Here is a 20,939-nt window from a genome sequence, read left to right on the forward strand (position 1 = left end):
CCGCGTCCGGCGGGGCACCCGCATGACGTACCGCGGTATCCGCCCGCTGGCGCCTCGGGAGGGGATCTCCGCCGCCCGCCTGCGGGCGCCCGGCGGCAAGCAAACGCACGAGGGCGCCCATCTGCCGGTGCCCGGCAGTGTCCGGCAGTGGCTCGCGGAGACCGTCGTGCCCGAGGTGCTCCACCGCGAGCAGGCACTCCTCGCCGCCGCCGGGAGTGCCGATCCCGCCGCCGAGGCGCTCCGCAGCCTCGACTGGTTCGTCACCGCAGGAGAACTCACCGACGAGACCGGACGGCGGGTCGCCCTCGACGACCCGGTCCTCCCCGGTGGGTTCTACTTCTTCCACAAGCCGATCCCGTACGAGGACCGGGTGCCGTTCGAGGTCGGGATCGTCCACGAGGACGCCGACCTCCTCGTCGTCGACAAGCCGCACTTCCTCGCGAGCACCCCGAACGGGATGTTCGTGCGCGAGTGCGTCGTCACCCGGCTGCGCGTGGACCGGGGAGAGGACGACCTCGTCGCGATCCACCGCCTCGACCGGGTGACCGGGGGACTCCTCGTGCTCTCGCGGCGACCGGAGACCCGGGGGAAGTATCAGGTGCTGTTCCAGCAGAAGCGGATCCGGAAGACGTATCGGGCACTCGCTCGTCTTCCGGAGGGATGGCGCCCGGGGGAGGAACTCCCGCTCGGGCTCGTGGAAGGCGGGCCGGAGGTCCACCGGCGGACGCGATTGCTCAAGATCGACGGGCAGCGGAACGTCCTCGAGATCCCGGGGGAGCCGAACACGCACACGGGGATCCGCCTCGTGCGGGTGTTCGCGCACCGCGGCGGATGGGCGGGGGAGTTCGTCCTCCACCCGTACACCGGGAAGACCCATCAGTTGCGGGTGCACATGAACGGCCTCGGGATGCCGTTGCTCGGTGACCCCGTGTACCCGGTCGACCGGAACCCGGACCCGTACGACTTCACACACACCCTCGCCCTGCTGGCCGAGCGGGTGGAGTTCACGGACCCGCTCACGGGGGAGGACCGGGTCTTCGTGAGCCGGATGCGGCTCGACCCGGAGCGGGCATAGCGGAGGGGCGTGAAAAGCGCTGCCGGTACGGCCCGGGGTCCCGAATGCGGAAGGTGTGCGGGATTTCACGCCGGCGAGAGCGAACTCACCCGGGCGGCCACGCGGCCCGGCACTACCATTGACTCAACCAGAACCATCTGCGGAGGGGAAGCTTTTTCGATGGCCGAGCAGGTACCAGGCATGGCGGAGGATCCCTTCGCGCTCACCGGACTCACGTACGACGACGTCCTGTTGCTCCCGGGCGACACGGACGTCATCCCCTCTGAGGCGTCCACGCGGACGCGTCTGACCCGCGAACTCGACATCAACCTGCCGCTCGTCTCGGCCGCCATGGACACCGTCACCGAGGCCCGCATGGCCATCGCGATGGCACGCATCGGCGGTATCGGCATCATCCACCGCAACCTCTCCAAGGAGGACCAGGCGGAGCAGGTCGACCGGGTGAAGCGCTCGGAGTCGGGCATGATCGACGACCCGCTCACGATCACCCCGGAGAAGACCCTCGAGGAGCTCGACCGCATCTGCGGTGAGTACCGGATCTCCGGCCTGCCGGTCGTCGACGAGAACGACGTCCTCGTCGGCATCGTCACCAACCGCGACCTCCGCTTCGTGTCCCCCTCGCAGTTCGCGACCACGACGGTCGGCGAGACGATGACGAAGATGCCCCTCGTCACCGCTCCGGTCGGTGTCTCGCCCGAGGATGCGTACGCCCTCCTCGCCGAGCACAAGATCGAGAAGCTCCCGATCGTCGACGGGAACAACGTCATCCGCGGCCTCATCACCGTGAAGGACTTCGTCAAGAGCGAGGAGTACCCGCTCGCGTCGAAGGACGGCGCAGGTCGCCTGCTCGTCGGCGCCGCCGTCGGGTTCTACGGTGACGCGGCCGAACGTGCCGGGCTCCTCGCGGAGGCCGGTGTGGACGTCCTCGTCGTCGACACGGCGAACGGTCACGCCCGCGGTGTCACCGAGATGATCCGCTCCCTCAAGGGTGATCCCGCGTTCAAGGACGTGCAGATCGTCGGCGGCAACGTCGCCACCCGGGAGGGTGCGCAGGCGCTCATCGACGCCGGTGCCGACGCGATCAAGGTCGGCGTCGGACCGGGTTCGATCTGCACGACCCGCATCGTCGCCGGGGTCGGCGTCCCGCAGGTCACCGCGATCCACCTCGCCTCCCTCGCCGCCCGTGAGGCCGGCGTGCCGGTCATCGGCGACGGTGGCCTCCAGTACTCCGGCGACATCGGCAAGGCACTCGTCGCCGGTGCCGACTCCGTCATGCTCGGCTCGCTCTTCGCCGGCACCGACGAGTCCCCGGGAGACCTCATCCTCGTGAACGGCAAGCAGTACAAGAGCTACCGCGGCATGGGCTCGCTCGGCGCGATGGCGCCGCGCAAGGGCCGGTCGTACTCGAAGGACCGCTACTTCCAGGCCGACGTCGCGACCGACACCGAGCTCATCCCCGAGGGCGTCGAGGGGCGCGTCGGGTACCGCGGTGCGCTCAAGAACGTCGCCCACCAGCTCACCGGTGGTCTGCGCCAGACGATGTTCTACGTCGGTGCCCGCACGATCCCGGAGCTCAAGGCGAAGGGGCGCTTCGTGCGCCTCACGAGCGCGGGCCTCAAGGAGAGCCACCCGCACGACATCCAGATGACCGTCGAGGCCCCGAACTACCGCAGCAAGTAAGGGGTTCCGGCGCCACGCCCGAGGCGCCGATCGGCACACAGCCGGTCGGCGCCTCGGGCCGTTTCGGCAACGGATTCCTCCAGGAAAATCGATTCGCCTGCCTTCTGGCGGAACGGAAACGGATTCCGTTGTCCTCCCCGAATCCCTTGCCGAGTCGGGTTCGCTCACGTCCGCGCCGCGAGCACCGCCGCCACAGTGAGCCCACCGGCCATCACCACCGCCATGAGTGCGTACCCGCCGACCCACCCTGCGATCGCGGGGCCGGCGACCGGGGCGAGGGCCGCGCCGATCGTGAGCGGCATCGAGAACCGGCCGTTGAGCGCCCCGAAGTTCCGGGTGCCCCAGCGATCGGACACCGCGGTCGCGCGCAGCAGGGTGTCGCAGCCGCGGGCGGCACCGGCGGCGATCGCGAGCACGATCAGCAACCACAGCGGACCGGGCGTGAGCGCGAGCCCCCACAGGCACGCAGCACCACTGCCGTAGACGAGGATGGTCCGGGCAGCGGGCCTGCCGCGGAACGACAGCAGCGGGTACAGGAGTCGACCGATCACCTGACCGGCCCCGACGAGCCCGAGCACGACGGCCGCGAGTCCGTACTCCATACCCCGCGACAGCAACAACGGGATGATGTTGATCGTCACCGCGGTCATCGTGAACCCGGCGAGCAGCATCACCGCCTGGAGCATGACGAACCGCGGCCGCCGGGCGATAGCCCGCACGTGTGCCCGGGCATCCGCGGGCGTCTGCCGGTGCGTCGTCGCCTGGGCGTCCGTCCAGTGCGCATTGAGGAAGAACCAGTGGAGCGGCACCGACGTGACGAGCAGGATCCCCGCGAGCGCTGCGAACGCCCCGTGCCACCCGAGGTGTTCCACGAGGAACGCCGTGATCGGCGAGAACACGGTGGAGGCGAACGCGCCGAAGAGCGTGAGTGCCGTGAGGGGCCGCACGCGTTCGGCACCGTACCAGCGGGTGATGACGGCGATCGCCGGAGGATAGAGCGTCGCGGTCTGGGCGGCCCCGGCGAGCAACCACGCGAGCGTGAACACGAGGACGTGCGGTGACCACGCCGCGAGCAGCAATGCAGCCGTGCCGACGAGTGCGCCCCCGGTCATGAGTGCGCGCGGGCCGGTCCGGTCGAGCAACCGGCCGACGGGCACACCGAGGACCGCCGAGAGCACGAGCCCGCACGAGTAGATCCCGGTGATGAGCGTCGGCGACCACCCGGTGTCCGCCGCGATCGGGGTGACGGCCGTCGGCAAGGCGTAGAAGAGAATGCCCCAATTGATCGTCACCGCGAGGCACAGGGCGGTGAGCCCGCCGCGCGGGCGGTCGTCGGCGCGTGTTCCCGAGGCGTTCATGGTCTCACCGTAATCCGCGTGTGTTTCCGCCGGTGTCCCCGCCCCCGTTTCCTACGGGGAGACACGTCGCCGAGGGATTCCTCAACGTTCCCGCATCGAGCACGACCCTCACGTCCGTACCGCGAGCACCGCCGAGGCGCCGATGAGCACCGCCATCACGACCGTCATACTCGCGTACCCGCCGACGAGCTCCGCGACGACCGGCCCGGCCGCAGGAGCGAGTGCCCCGCCGATCGTGAGCGGGAGCGTGAATCGCCCGTTGATCGCGCCGAAGTTCCGGGTACCCCAGCGATCGGACACCGCGGTCGCGCGCAGCAGGGTGTCGCACCCGCGTGCGGCACCCACCGCCACTGCGAGGACGACGAGCAACCACAGCGGCCCCGGCACCGCGGCGAGACCCGCGGCGAACACCGCCCCACCGGCGTACACGAGCACGGTCCGCCACCGCGGGTGCCCGCCCACCGCGAGCAGCGGATAGCCGAGGCGCCCCACCGCCTGCCCCACCCCGACGAGTCCCAGCGCGACGGCTGCCTGCCCGTAGTCCGCGCCGCGCTCGACGAGGATCGGGATCGTGTTCACGGTGAGGGTCATCATCGCGAAGCTCGCGAGCAGCAGCGTGAGTTGGAGTAGAGGGTCGCGGCCTGGGCTGCACCGGCGAGGAGCCAGGCGAGGGTGAAGACGAGGAGGTTCGGCGACCACGCGGCGAGGAGCAGGGCGCCCACGCCGACCAGAGCGCCACCGGTCATGAGGGCACGGGGCCCGCGGACGTCGAGGAGCCGCCCGAGCGGCACCCCGAGGAAGGCCGAGAGCAACAGACCGGCGGAGAACACCCCGGTGATGAGTGCGGGCGACCACCCGGTGTCCGCGGCGATCGGGGTGACGGCGGTGGGGAGCGCGTAGTAGAGGATGCCCCAGTTGATCGTCACCGCGATGCACAATGCGGTGACGCCGCCGCGGGGGCGTCACCGCTCACCCGACCCGTCCGCTCACCCGAGCGAGGACGTGTGGAGGTACCGGTACAGGGTCTCCTGCGCGACCGAGGCGAGGAGCGTGCCGTCGTCCGTCGTGATGTCCCCGGTGTAGAGGCCTCGACCACGGGCCGCCGATCGCGGGTGGAAGTCGACGAGCGTCCACTCGTTCATGTTCACCGGCCGGTGGAACCACACCGCGTGATCGAGGCTCGAGGCGCTCTTGTACTCGTCGGAGTTGAACGCCCCGAGGCCGCTCGAGATGTCCGAGAGGTACGTGAGTGCGACGGTGTGCATGAGCTGGTCGTCGCCGAGGTCCTCGGTGCACCGAGCCCAGAACCGCACGGGGTAGTCGCTCACCTCGTACACCTGGTCGGTCGACAGTCCCTCGAAGGAGAACATGCGCGGGATGGACGTCGGGGTGCCCTTGCGGATCGGACCCTCGGCAGCGGCGGTCGGCCCCTGGAGGTCCGGGGAGTCCGAGCCCGAGGTGAACGACGCGGACATGTTGAAGATGACCTTGCCGCCCTGGAGGGCGACGACGCGGCGGGCCGAGTACGAGCGGCCGTCCCGGTCGCGGAACACCTGGAACACCGTCGGTTGGGACGCGTTGCCGGGCCGCAGGAAGTACCCGTGGAGGGAGTGCGGCTGGCGGGCGCCGTCCTCGATCGTCCGGGCGGCGGCGAGGAGGGCCTGCGCGGCGACCTGGCCGCCGTAGAGCGCGAAGGGTTCGTCGAACACGTAGTTCGCGCGGAAGATGTTCGGGTCGATCTCCTCGAGTTCCATGAGGTCGAGGAACGATCCCACGAGGGGCGCTCCTCCTCCGAACAGCACGTCGTCGTGAGGGTGGGTTTCGGTCATGACCGCGATCCTAGCCGGAGCCCTGGACGCAGCCGGTGACCGGGGTCACGTGCCGGAATCCCGGAGGGGCACACGCACCCGGACGCGCACGCAGTAGAGTGTCCGGCAGTGACACGGGGTGCCGGTCCTGTACGAGGTTCCGTTCGAACCACGGTTCTGCACGAACCGGTTCCGACGAACCACGCGCGGTCGGCTGAGAACACACCCGTCGAACCTGATCTCGGTTAATACCAGCGAAGGGATGGTCATGGCTGCTTCTGCGCACCCATTCGACATGTCAGCGGCGCACCGCCGCGTCCGCACCACCACACCGCTCGTCCAGTGCATCACGAACACCGTCGTCCAGCAGTTCACCGCGAACGTGCTGCTCGCGACCGGCGCTTCCCCGGCGATGCTCGACCACGAGGCCGATGCCGCCCAGTTCGCAGGACTCGCGAACGGCATCCTCGTGAACTACGGCACCGCGACCTCGCACCAGTTCCTCGGCGCCGAGGCGGCGATCGGTGTCGCGAACCACATCGGCACCCCGTGGGTCCTCGACCCCGTGAGCGTCGGCGCGGTCGACTACCGCACGAGCCGCATCCGCGCCGCCGCCGAACGCCGCCCCACCGCCGTCCGCGGCAATGCGTCCGAGGTCGCGGCGCTCGCCGGAATGGGACTGGGCGGCCGCGGCGTCGACTCGACGGACTCCGTCGACGCGGTCCTGCCCGCCGCCGCGCTCCTGTCCGCCCGGACCGGTGGCGTCGTCGCGGTCTCCGGTGAGGTCGACGCGATCGTCCTCGCCCGGCCGGGCACCGGGACGTCCGCCGAGACGGCACCGACCGAGGCCACCGTCGTCCGGGTGGCCGGCGGCAGCGCCCTCATGCCCCTCGTCATCGGCACCGGGTGCTCCCTCGGCGGCGTCGTCGCCGCCTACCTCGGGGCTGCGAAGGCGGCCGGACATCGGGTCCGGGAGGGCGCCTCGGCGGTGGACACCGGGGTGCTGCGGGCCCCCGGCACCGCGACGGACGCCGCGCTCGAGGCAGTCGTCGCCGCCCATGCGCACTTCGCCGCGGCAGGTGCACGGGCGGGGGAGCGGGCGCAGGCGCCCGGCAGTTTCGCCGTCACGTTCCTCGACGCCCTGTACGAGGTCTCCGACGAGGACCTCGACGCCGTCGAGATCACCGCGACCACCGTGGGGGTGCCCGCATGAGCGCGCAGACCTCACCGGGCACGAGTGCGCTGGACGTCCGGCTGCCGGGCATCGACCCGACGCTCTACCTCGTCACCGACTCCGCCCAGTGCGCGTCCGTGAACCGGTCGGTCGCCGCGACCGTCGCCGAGGCGGTGGCCGGCGGTGCCCATGTCGTCCAGGTCCGCGACAAGGACGTCTCCGACTCCGAGTTCCTCGCGCTCACGCTCGAGGTGCTCGATGCGGTCGAGACCGTCCGGGATCGCGAGGGCATCGACCGGCCCGTGCCGGTGTTCGTCAACGACCGGGTGCCGGTGGCCGCAGAGCTGAACGCGGCAGGACACCTCGTGCACGTGCACGTGGGACAGTCGGACATGGGTCCGGCTCTCGTCCGGGAGGCGATCGGGACGCAGCCGCTCATCGGCCTGTCCGCCGCCATCCCGGAGGAGTTCCGGATCGCGCGGGAGACCGGGGTCGTCGACCTCGTCGGCATCGGTCCGGTGTACGACACGACGACGAAGAAGGACGCGCCCGGGGGCATCGGCCCGGCCCGGCTGCGGGACCTCGCCGCCGAGGCGGGGATCCCGAGCGTCGGCATCGGCGGGATCGACGTCGCGCGGGCACCCGAGCTGCGCGGCACCGGGGTCGAGGGCATCTGCGTGGTGTCCGCGATCTGCCTCGCCGAGGACCCACGGGCCGCGGCCCGTGCACTGCGTGAGGCGTACGGGGCATGAGTGGGAACGCCGCGGTGAGCCCGCACACGAACCCGCCCGCGAACCCACCGGTCGCGCTCTCGATCGCGGGGACGGACCCGTCCGGCGGCGCCGGCATCCACGCCGACCTCAAGACCTTTACCGCGCTCGGGGCGTACGGCACGACCGTCATCACGGCGCTCGTCGCCCAGAACACGCACGGCGTGCAGCGGGTGTACGGGATCGACGAGGACTTCGTGCGCGACCAGTTCTCCTCGGTCGCCGGCGACATGCACATCGATGCGACGAAGACCGGCATGCTCGGCACCCGGGGACTCGTCGACCTCGTGTGCCACGAGATCGAGTCCCGGGACCTCGGGTTCCTCACGGTCGACCCGGTCATGGTGTCGACCTCGGGTCACCGCCTCCTCGACGCGGATGCGGTCGACGCGGTCCGCTCCCGGCTCGTCCCGCTCGCGGGCCTCATCACCCCGAACCTGCCCGAGGCGGCCCTCCTCCTCGGTGACGACGTCCCCGAGGCCACGTCCCCGGCACGGATGCGCGCGCAGGCACGGGAACTCGTGGCCCGCGGTGCGCGTTCTGTCCTCCTCAAGGGCGGGCACCTCGACTCCGGTGAACTCGTCGACGTCCTCGTCCACGGGGAACCCGGTTCCCCGGACTCCGCCGAGGTCCGTGAGTTCATGAGCCCGCGCATCGACACCGCGAACACGCACGGCACCGGGTGCACGCTCAGCGCCGGGGTGACCGCGCGGACGGCGGCCGGCGTGCCGCTCACCCGGGCCGTCGAACAGGCGCGGGACTATCTCGAACGGGCGATCGCCTCGGCCGCGGACTGGCAGCTCGCGCGGGACCCCGAGGGCGCCCACGGGCCGGTCGACCACCTTGTCGACATCCGGCCGGAGGTCGAGAGGTGGGTGCGCTCGTGAGTGCAGCGATCGGTCATGGATCGGCACCGCTGCGTGACTACGCAGCCGGTCCGTACTCGCAGCGGGTGTGGGAACGGGTCCGGCCCGTCGTCGCCGACATCGAGGGGCTGCCGTTCCTCGCAAAGCTCGCCGACGGGACGCTCGCAGAAGCCCCGTTCGTCAACTATCTGCTCCAGGACGAGTACTACCTCGGGCAGTACGCGCAGGCGATGAGTCTGCTCGCGGCCCGGGCGCCCGAGCCTGCGGACATGCGGTTCTGGGCACTCGCGGCGGCGGATTCGCTCGTCGTCGAACAGCAGATGCACGAGGCGCTGCTCGCCGAGGACCGGTTCGCCCCCGCTCTCGCCGAGGTGCAGGCGGAGGTGAATGCCGGGCTGGGCGCGATTCCCTCGCCGACGACGGCCGGGTACTCGTCGTTCGTCGTCGCACAGGCGGCGACGGCGCCCTATGCGGTCGGGGTCGCGGCGGTCCTGCCGTGCTTCTGGGTGTACGCGCACGTGGGGAAGGTGCTCGTCGCCCGGCCCGGCGCGGTGTCCGCGGCGAACCCGTACCGCGCATGGGTGGAGACCTACGACTCCGCGGAGTTCGACGCCTCGGTGGACGGCGCGGTGGCGATCTACGAACGCGTGGCTGCCGAGGCCGGCGACGGCGAGTCCGGGTGCGCGGTCCGGGCCGCGATGGAGGAGGCGTTCGTCCGCGCGACCGCGTTCGAGTACCGCTTCTGGAACTCCGCGCACGCCCGCGAGAACTGGGGACGCTGAGAGTCCGCGCTCAGGCGTCGCGGTAGTCGGCCTGCGCCGCGTGGCGGCTGCACAGCCCTTCCTTGTAGATGGACCGCGCGCACCCGATGACCGCGCAGGCGACGCCGTGGCGCGAGCGGTCGGGATAGCGCTTGAGCCGGTACACGACCGCGGACTCCTGGACCCCGAAGAGGTCCGCGAGCCCAGCGGTCGTGGCACCGGCGTCCAACAACAGGCGCGCATGTCGTGCCCACTGGGAGGGCTTCGTCCACGGGGCCATGCGCTCCCGGGTGTCGTGCGGCAGTCGGGCGTCGGGAGCGGCGGCGAGCGTGTGGGCGAGCGACGCGAGGAACTCCTCGCCGAGCGAGGGCGAGTGGGCGTCGAGCGCATTGTGCGTCGACAGGGCGCTCTCGGGGTTCGGGGTGCGCGCGTGGCGGCGGGTGGCGGCCTCACGCATGTTGAGAATGACGGACGGTGCGAGGAGGGGTGCCTTCACATCGAGGCCGTGGGCCTCGCGGTACTCGAGGGAACCGAGTCCGTGGCTCATGCGCACGTGACGGCACAGATTCTTGAATCCGCGTCCGCATTCGTGGCACAGCAGCAGCCCGTCGTGCAGGCCCGATACTCATGCTGGGAATTGCACGGAACGGCCGTAAACAGGACATCGGGTGTGAGTGGTGTCTCGTAGGCTCGGATCATGCGCATCCGTGGAGCAGTCCTGCGGGAGATCGGAGCCTCCCGCCCCTACGCCGAGAGCCGTCCGCTCGACGTCACCGAGATCGAGCTCGACCCGCCGGGACCCGGCGAGGTGCTCATCCGCCTCACCGCCGCGGGTGTCTGCCATTCCGATCTCTCCGTCGTCGACGGCAACCGTCCGCGGCCCGTCCCCATGCTCCTCGGACACGAGGGTGCGGGCATCGTCGAACAGGTGGGGGAGGGCGTGACCGACCTCGCGCCGGGTGCACATGTCGTCACCGTCTTCCTCCCGAGATGCGGCGGATGCGCGCACTGCCGCACCGACGGCAAGCTCCCGTGCATTCCGGGCACTGCGAGCAACAACGCCGGTTTCCTGCCGGGCGACTTCTCGGGCGGGAGCAGGGAGACCCGTCTCCACGAGGTGAGTCCGGCCGCCGAGGCGCCGGTCCTCCACCACCACCTCGGCGCCTCGGTCTTCGCGACCCATGCGGTGCTCCACCGCAGTTCCGTCGTCGAGGTCGGGACGGACGTCCCGCCGCAGGTGGCGGCGCCGCTCGGGTGCGCCGTGCTCACCGGCGGTGGGGCGGTGCTCAACGCGGGGCAGCCCGAGGAGGGCGATTCGATCATGGTCGTCGGACTCGGGGGAGTGGGGATGGCGGCCCTGCTCACCGCGATCGGGCTCCGGCTCGGGACGGTGATCGGGGTCGATGCGAACCCGGAGAAGCTCGAACGGGCGCGGGAGCTCGGGGCGCACGAGGTGTACTCGCCGGAGGAGCTCGCGGACAACGGGGTGCGCGCGGATGTCGTCGTCGAGGCGGCCGGGCACCCGCGTGCCTTCGAGACTGCGTTCCGGGCGACGGCCGTCGGAGGGACGACGGTGACCGTGGGGCTGCCGCATTCCGAGGCGCTCTCGGAGATCACGCCGCTCACGCTCACCGCGGAGGCGCGGACCGTCGTCGGTTCGTACCTCGGGTCCGCGGTGCCGGCCCGGGACATCCCGAAGTACGAGGAGTTGTGGCGAAGCGGGAACCTGCCGGTCGAGGAACTCGTGTCCGACACCCTGCGCCTCGAGGACATCAATACCGCGATGGACACCCTTGCGGAGGGGCGGGCGGTGCGGCAGATCGTGCTGTTCGAGGAGCCGGAATCATGACGTTCTCCTTCACCGAAGTGACGGAACCGGATCTCGCCGCGGACGAGCTCACGACCCTGCGGGGATTCCTCGACCTCCACCGGTCCGTGGTGTACCGGAAGTGCGAGGGGCTGGACGCCGCCGGTTTCGCGCGCCGGGTCGGGTCGTCGACGATGACGCTCGGCGGGTTGCTCATGCACCTCGCGCTCGTCGAGGACGACTGGATCAACCACGTCGTGGCGGGCAATCCGGAGACGGAGCCCTGGGCATCGGCACCGTGGGACGAGGACAACGACTGGGACTGGCACATCGCCGCGGACATGGAACCCGAGACGATCCGCGCGGTGTACCGGGAGAACGTCGAACGGTCACGGGCGATCGAGGCGGAACTCACCGCCGCCGATCTCGACCGGCTCGTGGAGGACTCCACCCGCCCGAGGCGCCGCCCCCGCAGCATCCGCTGGATCCTCGTGCACATGATCGAGGAGTACGCCCGCCACGCCGGCCACGCGGACCTCCTGCGCGAGGACATCGACGGGGTCGTGGGGGATTGAGCTCGTGGTCGGCGTGCGTTCGTCGGCGGGCACTCCCACGGGCGTGTCGAGTACCCTGGTCGGGTGAGCATCGAAATCGAGATCGGCAGAGGCAAGCGCGGCCGTCGCGCATTCACACTCGACGACGTCGCCATCATTCCGGCACGCCGCACGCGTGACCCGCGGGACGTGTCGATCGAGTGGCAGATCGACGCCTACCACTTCGATCTCCCCTTCATCAGCGCCCCTATGGACTCCGTCATGTCCCCGGAGACCGCGATCGCCTTCGGCAAGCTCGGTGGCCTCGGCGTCCTCGACCTCGAAGGTCTGTGGACCCGGTACGAGGACCCGCAGCCGTACCTCGATGAGATTGCGCAGCTGCCCGCCGAGCAGGCGACGGCACGCATGCAGGAGATCTACGCCGAACCCATCAAGCCCGAGCTCATCACCGCCCGGATCGCGCAGATCCGCGACGCCGGTGTGACCGTGGCCGGTTCGCTCACCCCGCAGCGCACTCAGGAACACTGGAAGACCGTCGTCGACGCCGGCGTCGACATCTTCGTCATCCGCGGCACCACGGTCTCGGCCGAGCACGTGTCCACCGGGGACGAACCGCTCAACCTCAAGCGTTTCATCTACGAACTCGACGTGCCCGTCATCGTCGGTGGTGCCGCCACGTACACCGCGGCCCTCCACCTCATGCGCACGGGTGCCGCCGGTGTCCTCGTCGGCTTCGGCGGTGGCGCCGGTTCGACCACCCGCCGCACCCTCGGCATCCACACCCCGATGGCGACCGCGATCGCGGACGTCCACGCGGCCCGCCGCGACTACATGGACGAGTCCGGTGGTCGCTACGTCCACGTCATCGCCGACGGTGGCCTCGGCACCTCGGGCGACATCGTCAAGGCCTTCGCGATGGGTGCCGACTCCGTCATGCTCGGTGCTGCTCTCGCCCGTGCGGAGGACGCACCCGGCCAGGGCTTCCACTGGGGTCACGAGGCGCACCACAAGAACCTGCCGCGCGGCCGCCGCGTGGAGATCGGTTCCGTGGCACCGCTCGAGCAGCTCCTCTACGGGCCCGGCAAGTCCGCGATCGGTGAGGTCAACCTTGCCGGCGCGCTCCGCCGTGCCCTCGCGACGACCGGCTACGTGGACCTCAAGGAGTTCCAGCGCGTCGACGTCGTCGTCACCCCGTACTCCACCCACGCGGAGGTCTGATCCGGACCATGCTCCGGCTCGCACTCACCCCACGCTGGTTGGGGTTCCTGGCGCTCGTCCTGGTGCTCGTCACCGCCTTCGTCGGCCTGTCCGCGTGGCAGGTGAGTCGTGCCCAGCACAAGAACGACGTCACCGCAGCCCAGGACGTCGACACGGTCCGTCCGTTCACCGAGGTGCTCGACGCCCAGGTGCCGATGCCCGGGTACCTCTCCGACCAGATGGTGGAGATGACCGGGCACTACCTGCCCGACATGCAGGTGGTCGTCACGGAGCGCTACCAGGACGGCACCGAAGGCTTCTGGGTGGTGACGATGTTCGCCCCGGACGGCGCCCGCCTCGGCGAGGAAGCCCAGGACGTGGCGAACGATCCGGCCTATGCGGACACCCCGATCGCCGTTCCCGTGGTCCGCGGTTGGACCGCGGACGAGGACCTCGCCATGCACTCGCGGGCGGCGACGGGCGAGGTCACCCTCGTGGGGCGCCTCGGGCCCAACGAAGCGCCGGAGAACACAGACGGACTGCGCGAGGGGCAGGTGCGGACGGTGTCCGCACCGCAGCTCGTCAACGACTTCGACGTCTTCACGTACTCCGGTTACGTCTTCCCGGAGACGGAGTCCGGAGCCGGGGCGTCCGCCGCGACCGGCGGGCTCGTGAACGTCGGCCTCGAGAAGCAGGAGTCCGGTGGGATCGACCTGCAGTCCGCGGCGTATGCGGCCGAGTGGTTGTTCTTCGCCGGCTTCGCGATCTACATCTGGTGGCGGCTGCTGCGCGACGCGTACCTCCGGCAGCGGGACGAGGAGGACGGACCGCAGGAGTTCGTCGTCGTCAAACCCGCCGGCCAGAAGAACCTGGCGCAGAATCTCTCGACCCCGAACACTCCCGACGAACGGCGCCAGGCGCCCCGACAGGAAGGACGTCCGTGATGGCCTCCGATCCGCAGGACATCCGCCCGGACTTCGACGACGCGAACGTCTGGACCGTCAACCGCTTCACCTCCGCGAGGGCCGCCCTCCGGTTCTACCGGCCGATGGCGATCATCACCGGCTGCATGCTCCTCGTCATGTGCGTGGAGATGATCTTCAAGTACATCGTGTTCCGCGGTGACCCGGACGCGCTCGTGTTCGGCAGTTTCGACCTCGGGTCCGCGGTGCCGATCGCCCACGGCTGGGTGTACGTCGTCTACCTCATCGCCTGTGTGTGGCTCAACATGCAGATGAAGTGGTCCCTCGGACGCCTGATACTCCTCGCGCTCGCCGGCGTCGTGCCCATCATGTCCTTCGTCCTCGAGTCGAAACTCCACAAGGAGGCGGAGCAGGCCCTCGAGGACGCGGTCGTCGTCGCACTGAAGTCCTGAGGCCCTCCACCGCCGAGGCGTGAAGCGGCTCACAGCCGTCCGTCCCGGTCCGCCCCCACCGTTAGAATCGAGATCATGACCTCAGATTCCACCGGCACGCCTGCTGCCGACGGCACGGCCACTGCGCCCGCGAGCACCGCCTCCGCGAGCACGGCGGTTCCGCCCGTTCTCGTCGTGGACTTCGGTGCCCAGTACGCCCAGCTCATCGCGCGCCGCGTGCGCGAGGCCGGCCTGTACTCCGAAGTCATCCCGCACACCGCCACCGCCGCGGAGTTCGCCGAGCGTGCACCGCGCGCCATCGTGCTCTCCGGTGGACCCTCGTCGGTCTACGCCGAGGGTGCCCCGCGCCTCGACCCGGCGGTCTTCGACCTCGGTGTCCCGATGCTCGGCATCTGCTACGGCTTCCAGGTGATGGCGACGAACTTCGGTGGTTCCGTCGCACACACCGACAACCGCGAGTACGGGTCGACCCCGATGTCGGTCGCCGCGGAGGGTGCACTCCTCTCCGGGCAGCCGGAGTCGCAGACCGTGTGGATGTCCCACGGCGACTCGGTCGACACCGCACCCGAGGGCTTCGCCATTCTCGCCTCGACGCCGGGCACCCCCGTCGCCGCCTTCGAGAACACCGATCTCAAGTGCGCCGGAGTCCAGTGGCACCCCGAGGTGCTCCACTCCGAGTACGGCCAGAAGGTCATCGAGAACTTCCTCTACGAGGTCGCCGGCCTCGACGCCGACTGGACGAACTCCTCGATCATCGACGAGCAGGTCGCCCGCATCCGCGAGCAGGTCGGTGACAAGAAGGTCATCTGCGGTCTCTCCGGTGGTGTCGATTCCGCCGTGGCCGCCGCGCTCGTGCACAAGGCCGTCGGCGACCAGCTCACCTGCGTGTTCGTCGACCACGGCCTCCTCCGTCAGGACGAGCGCAAGCAGGTCGAGGAGGACTACGTGTCCTCGATCGGCGTGCGCCTCGTGACCGTCGACGCCCGGGAGACTTTCCTCGGTGCGCTCGACGGCGTCACCGATCCGGAGTCGAAGCGCAAGATCATCGGTCGTGAGTTCATCCGGACCTTCGAGCAGGCCGCCGCGGACCTCGTGGCCGAGGCCGCCGAGGGCGACGGCGCACCGATCGAGTTCCTCGTCCAGGGAACCCTGTACCCGGACGTCGTCGAGTCCGGCGGCGGTGCCGGCACCGCGAACATCAAGAGCCACCACAACGTCGGCGGCCTGCCCGAGGACATGACGTTCGAACTCGTCGAACCGCTGCGTGCGCTGTTCAAGGACGAGGTCCGGGCGATCGGCCGTGAGCTCGGCGTGCCCGAGGTCATCGTGTCCCGTCAGCCCTTCCCGGGCCCGGGCCTCGGCATCCGCATCATCGGTGCGGTGAACGAGGAGCGCCTCGACATCCTCCGTCGTGCGGATGCGATCGCCCGTGAGGAACTGTCCACCGCCGGCCTCGACGGGGAGATCTGGCAGTGCCCGGTCGTCCTCCTCGCGGACGTCCGCTCGGTCGGCGTCCAAGGCGACGGCCGGACCTACGGCCACCCGATCGTGCTGCGTCCGGTGTCCTCCGAGGACGCCATGACCGCCGACTGGACCCGCGTTCCCTACGACACGCTCTCGAAGATCTCGAACCGCATCACGAACGAGGTCGACGAGATCAACCGCGTCGTCCTCGACATCACCTCGAAGCCCCCGGGCACCATCGAGTGGGAGTGAGCGAGCTCGTTCGCTGCCCGCGGAGTGCTGTGAGGCGCTCCGCCCGGCACTCCCCGTGAGTGCCCGAACCCCCTGTCACCGGCCCCGTTCTCCGGAGTGGTGACAGGGGGTTCGAGCGTCCTGCGGTGCTCCCGCCGAGAGGCCGGTGCGGGTCCGCAATGCCGTCCTGAACACTGTTCAGGTACAGTGTGCACCATGCGTTCCCAGGACCTCGCTTACGTCGCCGTCTTCGCGGCTCTCATCGCGGTACTCGCGGCCGTTCCGGCGATCCCCGTCGGTGGCGCCGGCGTGCCCATCACCCTGCAGACCCTCGGCGTCGCGCTGTGCGGCCTCGTCCTCGGCCCCGTCCGAGGCGCCCTCGCCGCCGCGCTCTACGTCGCCCTCGGCCTCGTCGGCCTCCCGATCTTCGCCGGCTTCTCCGGCGGGCTCGGCGTCCTCGCCGGCCCGACCGTCGGTTACCTCCTCGCCTTCCCGCTGTTCGCGCTGCTCTGCGGTGTCGTCGCCCGGTTCGCGGTCCGCCGATTCCGGGGCACGCGCCTCACGGTCGTCCTCGCGATCGGCGCGCTCGTGAGCAGCTTCCTCACCACCCACCCGCTCGGCATCCTCGGGATGAGCCTCAACGCGGGCCTCGAGCTCCGGACCGCATTCTTCGCGGACATGCCCTTCTGGCCAGGTGACCTCGTCAAGTGCATCCTCTCGGCGCTCCTCGCCACCCTCGTGCACCGGGCGTTCCCGGCGGTGCTCGTCCGTCGGTCCGCAGCGGCCGTCGGCGGGAGCTCCGCCACTGCAGCCGGGAGTGCCGGCACGGCCCCCGGGACCACCGGCACACCAGGCCCGGGCTCCCCGGCATCCGAGCCGACCCGGTGATCCGATTCGAGGGCGCCTCGGTCGTCGTCGAGGAATTCGTCGAGACGCCGGGAGGCCCGCGTACTGCCCCCGCGCTCGTCCCGCGGACGATCCTCCACCCGATCGACCTCTCGCTCGACGGGCCGTTCACGAGCGTCATCGGTGCGAACGGCTCCGGGAAGTCGACCCTGCTCACGCTCGTCAACGGACTCACCCGACCGAGTGCGGGACGGGTGCTCGTCGACGGGATCGACACGGTGCGCGAGGGAGCCGCGGTCCGGCGGAACGTGGGATTCGTCTTCACGGACCCCGCCGCGCAGCTCGTCATGCCGACCCCGCTCGAGGACGTCGAACTGTCGCTCCGGCGGGCGGTGAAGGACTCGTCCGAGCGGACCGCGCGGGCCCACGCGGTGCTCGCCGAACTCGCCGTCGACCACCTCGCGCAGCGCAGCGTCACCGAACTCTCCGGCGGTGAACGTCAGCTCGTCGCCCTCGCGGCGGTGCTCGCGGTCGATCCGCAGGTGCTCGTCCTCGACGAACCGACGACGCTCCTCGACCTCCGCAACCGGGAGCTCCTGCGGCGGACGCTCCGCACGCTCGTCGACACGCGGGGCCTGAGGATCCTCCTCACCACCCACGACCTCGACGTGGCACAGGACGCCGCCCGGACGCTGCTCGTCGATGACGGGCGTATCGTCGCGGACGGAGACCCGGCCGAGGTGGTCGCCGAGTACCGGCAGCAAGCGGGCGTGGTGTGAAACCCCGCGCGACACTCCTCGGCCGCTATCTGCCGATCGACACGTGGCTGCATCGCGCACCGCCGCTTCTGAAGTTCCTCGTGCTCGCCGGGCTCAGCGTTCTCGTGCTCGCGTTCCGCGACCTGTGGCTCAACCTCGGTGTGTGCACGGTCGTCCTCGGGCTCGGGTTCAGCGCCAGGATCCCCGCGCGGGCCCTGTTCTCCGCACTCCGCGCCGTGTGGATCCTCGTCCTCGCACTCGCGGTCTTCCACGTCCTCGTGAACGGCATCGAGGCCGCGCTCGACGTCACGAGCACGATCCTCGTGTGCGTCCTCGCCGCCGGCCTCGTCCTCGTGACGACCTCGCTCACGGAACTTTTGGGCGTGTTCACCGCCCTCGCCCGCCCCCTCGCAGTGTTCGGTGTGCGGCCCGCGCGGGTCGGACTCGCCGCCGTCCTCATGGTGCGGAGCGTCCCGCGTCTCGCAGGCCTCGCCCGGACTGCGCGGGACAGTGCGCGAGCGCGCGGAATCGAACGGAGCGTCCGGGCACGCACGGTACCCGTCGTCCTCGGCACCGTCGTCCACGCCCAGCAGACCGGACGGGCGCTCGAGGCCCGGGGCCTCGACGAGGAGGGGTGAGGGTGGAGTCGGCGGGCGCCTCGGCCGGGCCCGAGGCGCCGAGCTGCTCCGGTGACCCGGTTCCGGAACTCGTGGGGCGCCTCGGGTGTGGGCACTGGAACAGCCCGTTCGACGTCATCGCGATCCGGTTCCTCTGCTGCGATCAGTGGTTTCCGTGCTTGCACTGCCACGACGAGGTCAGCAACCACCCGATCCGCCCGTGGCCGCGCCACCGGCACGATGAGCACGCCGTGCTGTGTCGCATGTGCGGGACGACGCTGCTGATCACCGACTACCTCGGTGCGCGGGGGTGCTCCGGCTGCGGGGCGGTCTTCAACCCCGGGTGCGCGCTGCACGCCCCCGTGTACTTCGGGGTGTGAGCGTGCCTCGGTCCGGACGGGGCGCCTCGGGTGCGGAGGTCTCCCTCGTTCCGGCCCGGCCCCGGTCCGTGCTCAGCCCACCCGGTCCTGCGCCCACCGGGGGAAGCCGGTGAGCGAACGACCGAGCACCTGCGGTGCGGGATTCTCGATGGCGGCGGCGTAATGCCCGATGAGCTGTGAGCAGACGCTCTTCCAGCAGCGACCGCGGACGGTCTCACGGGCGGTGCGGCCCATCGCGCGGCGTTTCGCGTCGTCGCCGGTGAGGTCCTGCACGTAACTGCGCATCCCGGCGAGATCCTTCGGTGCGTACAGCCACCCCGTGTGCGAGGAATTCACGAGGTCGAGCGGACCGCCGCGCGCCGGGGCCACGACCGGGACCGCGGAGGCCATCGCCTCCTGGATCGTCTGGCAGAAGGTCTCGAGTTCACCGGGGGAGACCATGACGTCGAAGCTCGCGACCGCCCGCGCAAGGGCGTCACCGCCGAGGAAGCCGGTGAAATGTGCGTCCGGCAGCAGCTGTTTGAGGCGCGGTGCCTGCGGCCCCTCGCCGACGATGACGAGGCGCGTGTTCGGGATCCCCGCGAGCGCCACGAGGTCCTCGACCTGCTTCTCGACCGCGAGGCGCCCCACGAATCCGATGATCTTCTCACCGGGGCGCACGATCCGCCTGCGCCACTCCTCGCTGCGGTGCCGGGGATCGAACCGGCTGGAGTCGACGCCGCGGGCCCACAGGCGGACGTCCTGCACGCCCTGCGCGCGCAGCTGGTCGATCGTGTACGAGGACGGGGCGAGCGTGAGGGACGCGTGCTGGTGGATGTTCTTCACGTGTGTCCACAGTGCCTGTTCGAGGCCGTGCATGCCATAACGGGCCGCGTAGGCCGGCACCTCGGTCTGGTAGACGGCCACCGACGGCAGGCCGAGGTCCTGGCATGCGAGGACGGCACGCCACCCGAGGACGAAGGGGGACGCGAGGTGGACGACATCCGGATCCAGATCCGACAGCAGGCGGCGGATCCGGGCGACTCCGCCGGGGGCCACGCGGACCTTCCGGTACTTCGGCATCGCGAACGACGGGACACGGACGATGCGGGCGCCGTGCACCTCGGCGGGGCCGTCGCGCCGGGACCCGGGAGCGATGACGACCGCTTCGTCACCGCGCTCCGCGAGGTGTTCGAGGACCCGCACCACACTGTGCGTGACACCGTTCGTCTGGGGGAGGAAGGATTCTGCAACCACCGCTACTCTCACGACTTCCAGACAACGCCCCGGAGTTGAAATCCGCGGAATCCATAGGTGACATCTCGGGTGCTCCGAGGTGAAATCGGAGGCTCTCGACTCGACAAGGACGCTTGAGGGGTGAACGCGGGGAGTGCTGCGCTGCGTGGGTGGAAACTGTCTGTGAACGGACTGTAAACTCGGTCGGGCTGTCCGCGTGTCCGAGCGTCCGTGGGCAGGGACCTCGAAGCCGCCCGCCGACGACTGGAGAGAACGCATGCTGTGGATCGCCCCGATGATCGTCTGCGTCGTTCTCGTCCTCGCGATCGCCGCGTGGGTGGGCTCGGTCCGGTTCAACTCCCTGTGCCTCGCTCGCGACCTCTGCAAGGAGGCCCTGCGGCAACTCGGTGCGGTCTGCCGTGAGCGTCATGTCGTCGTGAGCTCCGTCGTCTGCGTCCTGAGGGAGAACGGACGCGCCGCCGATGCCGACGCCCTCGCCGCCGTCCTCGCCCGCGCCGAACGTGCGCGGCGCGCCGCTGTGGACGGCCCGTGCACCGCGGAGTGCGCGCAGGAGCTCTCCGCCGCCGAATCCGCGCTGTCGAACACCCTCGTCGCCCTGCTCGGTGAGGGGTCCGGAACCCGGGCCGAGGCTCCCGCTGCCGGCTTCGTGCCGCAGCTCGGTGCGCTCGAGGTCCGCCTCGCCGCGGCTGCCCGTTACTACAATCACAGCGTGCACGCCTACTCGTCCCGCCGGAACCGCCCGCTGTCGTTCGTCTTCCGCGCGCATTTCCCGGTGATGCCGGTTCTGCGCTACCGCAGCGCGGGGGCCCTCATTGTCATCGGGGCCCACACGTGACACGCTTCCGCATGGACCTCGGCTATCGCGGCACCGGCTTCCACGGGTGGGCGACCCAGCCGGGGCTGCGGACCGTCCAGGGAACCCTCGAGGATGCGCTCGCCCGGGTCGTCGGCGCACCGGTGCGCACGGTCGTCGCCGGGCGCA

The 20,939-nt window shown here is 70.5% G+C and carries 23 protein-coding genes; 17 read left to right on the forward strand and 6 right to left on the reverse strand.

Translation table 11 applies throughout. The features are described from left to right. The first annotated feature begins 22 nt into the window (after positions 1-22). Complete coding sequence (locus ABD172_RS03050; protein ID WP_425546650.1) at positions 23-1,075, forward strand: pseudouridine synthase; 1,053 nt, start codon at positions 23-25, stop codon at positions 1,073-1,075. Between the two features lie 180 nt (positions 1,076-1,255). Beyond that, on the forward strand, positions 1,256-2,755 hold the full coding sequence (gene guaB / locus ABD172_RS03055) for an IMP dehydrogenase (protein ID WP_344306827.1): 1,500 nt from the start codon (positions 1,256-1,258) through the stop codon (positions 2,753-2,755). A 164-nt stretch (positions 2,756-2,919) separates the two neighbouring features. Here guaB and ABD172_RS03060 read toward each other — a convergent pair whose 3' ends face one another. The 4 genes from ABD172_RS03060 to ABD172_RS03075 all read right to left on the reverse strand — a co-directional run bounded on the left by ABD172_RS03060 (position 2,920) and on the right by ABD172_RS03075 (position 5,942). Continuing rightward, complete coding sequence (locus ABD172_RS03060; protein ID WP_344306829.1) at positions 2,920-4,113, reverse strand: MFS transporter; 1,194 nt, start codon at positions 4,111-4,113, stop codon at positions 2,920-2,922. Positions 4,114-4,221: 108 nt separating this feature from the next. Then, positions 4,222-4,704 carry an MFS transporter gene (locus tag ABD172_RS03065; protein ID WP_344306831.1) on the reverse strand — a complete coding sequence of 161 codons (483 nt, stop codon included), beginning with the start codon at positions 4,702-4,704 and terminating at the stop codon, positions 4,222-4,224. After that, positions 4,704-5,039 carry an MFS transporter gene (locus tag ABD172_RS03070; protein ID WP_344306832.1) on the reverse strand — a complete coding sequence of 112 codons (336 nt, stop codon included), beginning with the start codon at positions 5,037-5,039 and terminating at the stop codon, positions 4,704-4,706. The genes ABD172_RS03065 and ABD172_RS03070 overlap by 1 nt, the downstream gene beginning before the upstream one ends. Before the next feature lie 60 nt (positions 5,040-5,099). Then, positions 5,100-5,942 (reverse strand): acyl-CoA thioesterase, encoded by an 843-nt coding sequence (locus ABD172_RS03075; RefSeq protein WP_344306833.1) that lies wholly within the window; start codon positions 5,940-5,942, stop codon positions 5,100-5,102. 247 nt (positions 5,943-6,189) lie between these two features. On the opposite strand from ABD172_RS03075, the gene thiM reads away from it, so the two are divergent. Genes thiM through ABD172_RS03095 form a run of 4 tightly spaced genes read left to right on the forward strand, consistent with a single transcriptional unit; the run spans position 6,190 to position 9,513 of the window. Next, on the forward strand, positions 6,190-7,134 hold the full coding sequence (gene thiM, locus ABD172_RS03080) for a hydroxyethylthiazole kinase (RefSeq protein WP_344306835.1): 945 nt from the start codon (positions 6,190-6,192) through the stop codon (positions 7,132-7,134). Beyond that, entirely contained in the window at positions 7,131-7,847 is a 717-nt protein-coding gene (thiE, locus tag ABD172_RS03085; protein WP_344306838.1) for a thiamine phosphate synthase, read from the forward strand. Before thiM ends, thiE begins: the two co-directional genes overlap by 4 nt. Next, on the forward strand, positions 7,844-8,752 hold the full coding sequence (gene thiD / locus ABD172_RS03090; protein WP_344306840.1) for a bifunctional hydroxymethylpyrimidine kinase/phosphomethylpyrimidine kinase: 909 nt from the start codon (positions 7,844-7,846) through the stop codon (positions 8,750-8,752). The genes thiE and thiD overlap by 4 nt, the downstream gene beginning before the upstream one ends. Next, positions 8,749-9,513, forward strand: coding sequence for a TenA family protein (locus ABD172_RS03095; protein ID WP_344306842.1), 765 nt, complete (start codon positions 8,749-8,751; stop codon positions 9,511-9,513). Before thiD ends, ABD172_RS03095 begins: the two co-directional genes overlap by 4 nt. A gap of 10 nt (positions 9,514-9,523) precedes the next feature. Here the strand turns inward: ABD172_RS03095 and ABD172_RS03100 are convergent, their stop codons facing one another. After that, positions 9,524-10,108, reverse strand: a complete 585-nt coding sequence (locus tag ABD172_RS03100) for a MucR family transcriptional regulator (RefSeq protein WP_344307052.1) — start codon at positions 10,106-10,108, stop codon at positions 9,524-9,526. A gap of 81 nt (positions 10,109-10,189) precedes the next feature. On the opposite strand from ABD172_RS03100, the gene ABD172_RS03105 reads away from it, so the two are divergent. From ABD172_RS03105 to ABD172_RS03150, 10 genes are all read left to right on the forward strand, one after another. Further along, entirely contained in the window at positions 10,190-11,341 is a 1,152-nt protein-coding gene (locus tag ABD172_RS03105) for an alcohol dehydrogenase catalytic domain-containing protein (protein WP_344306843.1), read from the forward strand. Continuing rightward, positions 11,338-11,874 (forward strand): DinB family protein, encoded by a 537-nt coding sequence (locus ABD172_RS03110; protein ID WP_344306845.1) that lies wholly within the window; start codon positions 11,338-11,340, stop codon positions 11,872-11,874. The genes ABD172_RS03105 and ABD172_RS03110 overlap by 4 nt, the downstream gene beginning before the upstream one ends. 63 nt (positions 11,875-11,937) lie before the next feature. Further along, complete coding sequence (locus ABD172_RS03115) at positions 11,938-13,071, forward strand: GuaB3 family IMP dehydrogenase-related protein (RefSeq protein WP_344306846.1); 1,134 nt, start codon at positions 11,938-11,940, stop codon at positions 13,069-13,071. An 8-nt stretch (positions 13,072-13,079) separates the two neighbouring features. Then, complete coding sequence (locus ABD172_RS03120) at positions 13,080-13,994, forward strand: SURF1 family protein (RefSeq protein WP_344306847.1); 915 nt, start codon at positions 13,080-13,082, stop codon at positions 13,992-13,994. Next, a complete protein-coding gene (locus ABD172_RS03125) occupies positions 13,994-14,425 on the forward strand; it encodes a DUF3817 domain-containing protein (protein ID WP_344306849.1) in 432 nt (143 codons plus the stop codon). Before ABD172_RS03120 ends, ABD172_RS03125 begins: the two co-directional genes overlap by 1 nt. 75 nt (positions 14,426-14,500) lie before the next feature. Next, positions 14,501-16,141 (forward strand): glutamine-hydrolyzing GMP synthase, encoded by a 1,641-nt coding sequence (guaA, locus tag ABD172_RS03130; RefSeq protein ID WP_344306851.1) that lies wholly within the window; start codon positions 14,501-14,503, stop codon positions 16,139-16,141. A gap of 195 nt (positions 16,142-16,336) precedes the next feature. Then, complete coding sequence (locus ABD172_RS03135) at positions 16,337-17,008, forward strand: biotin transporter BioY (protein WP_344306853.1); 672 nt, start codon at positions 16,337-16,339, stop codon at positions 17,006-17,008. Continuing rightward, entirely contained in the window at positions 17,005-17,745 is a 741-nt protein-coding gene (locus ABD172_RS03140; protein WP_425546646.1) for an energy-coupling factor ABC transporter ATP-binding protein, read from the forward strand. The genes ABD172_RS03135 and ABD172_RS03140 overlap by 4 nt, the downstream gene beginning before the upstream one ends. Beyond that, positions 17,742-18,362: an energy-coupling factor transporter transmembrane component T family protein gene (locus tag ABD172_RS03145; RefSeq protein ID WP_344306855.1), complete on the forward strand. Its 621-nt coding sequence runs from the start codon at positions 17,742-17,744 to the stop codon at positions 18,360-18,362. The genes ABD172_RS03140 and ABD172_RS03145 overlap by 4 nt, the downstream gene beginning before the upstream one ends. Further along, positions 18,359-18,721, forward strand: coding sequence for a CHY zinc finger protein (locus ABD172_RS03150; protein ID WP_344306857.1), 363 nt, complete (start codon positions 18,359-18,361; stop codon positions 18,719-18,721). The genes ABD172_RS03145 and ABD172_RS03150 overlap by 4 nt, the downstream gene beginning before the upstream one ends. Before the next feature lie 72 nt (positions 18,722-18,793). On the opposite strand, the gene ABD172_RS03155 is transcribed toward ABD172_RS03150, so the two are convergent. Beyond that, a complete protein-coding gene (locus tag ABD172_RS03155; protein ID WP_344306859.1) occupies positions 18,794-19,969 on the reverse strand; it encodes a glycosyltransferase family 4 protein in 1,176 nt (391 codons plus the stop codon). A 244-nt stretch (positions 19,970-20,213) separates the two neighbouring features. Between ABD172_RS03155 and ABD172_RS03160 the strand changes: the two genes are divergently transcribed. Further along, complete coding sequence (locus ABD172_RS03160; protein ID WP_344306861.1) at positions 20,214-20,792, forward strand: hypothetical protein; 579 nt, start codon at positions 20,214-20,216, stop codon at positions 20,790-20,792. The last annotated feature ends 147 nt before the right edge of the window (positions 20,793-20,939 follow it).

This window comes from Brevibacterium samyangense (assembly GCF_039529845.1).
In the GTDB taxonomy this organism is placed as follows: Bacteria; Actinomycetota; Actinomycetes; order Actinomycetales; family Brevibacteriaceae; genus Brevibacterium; species Brevibacterium samyangense.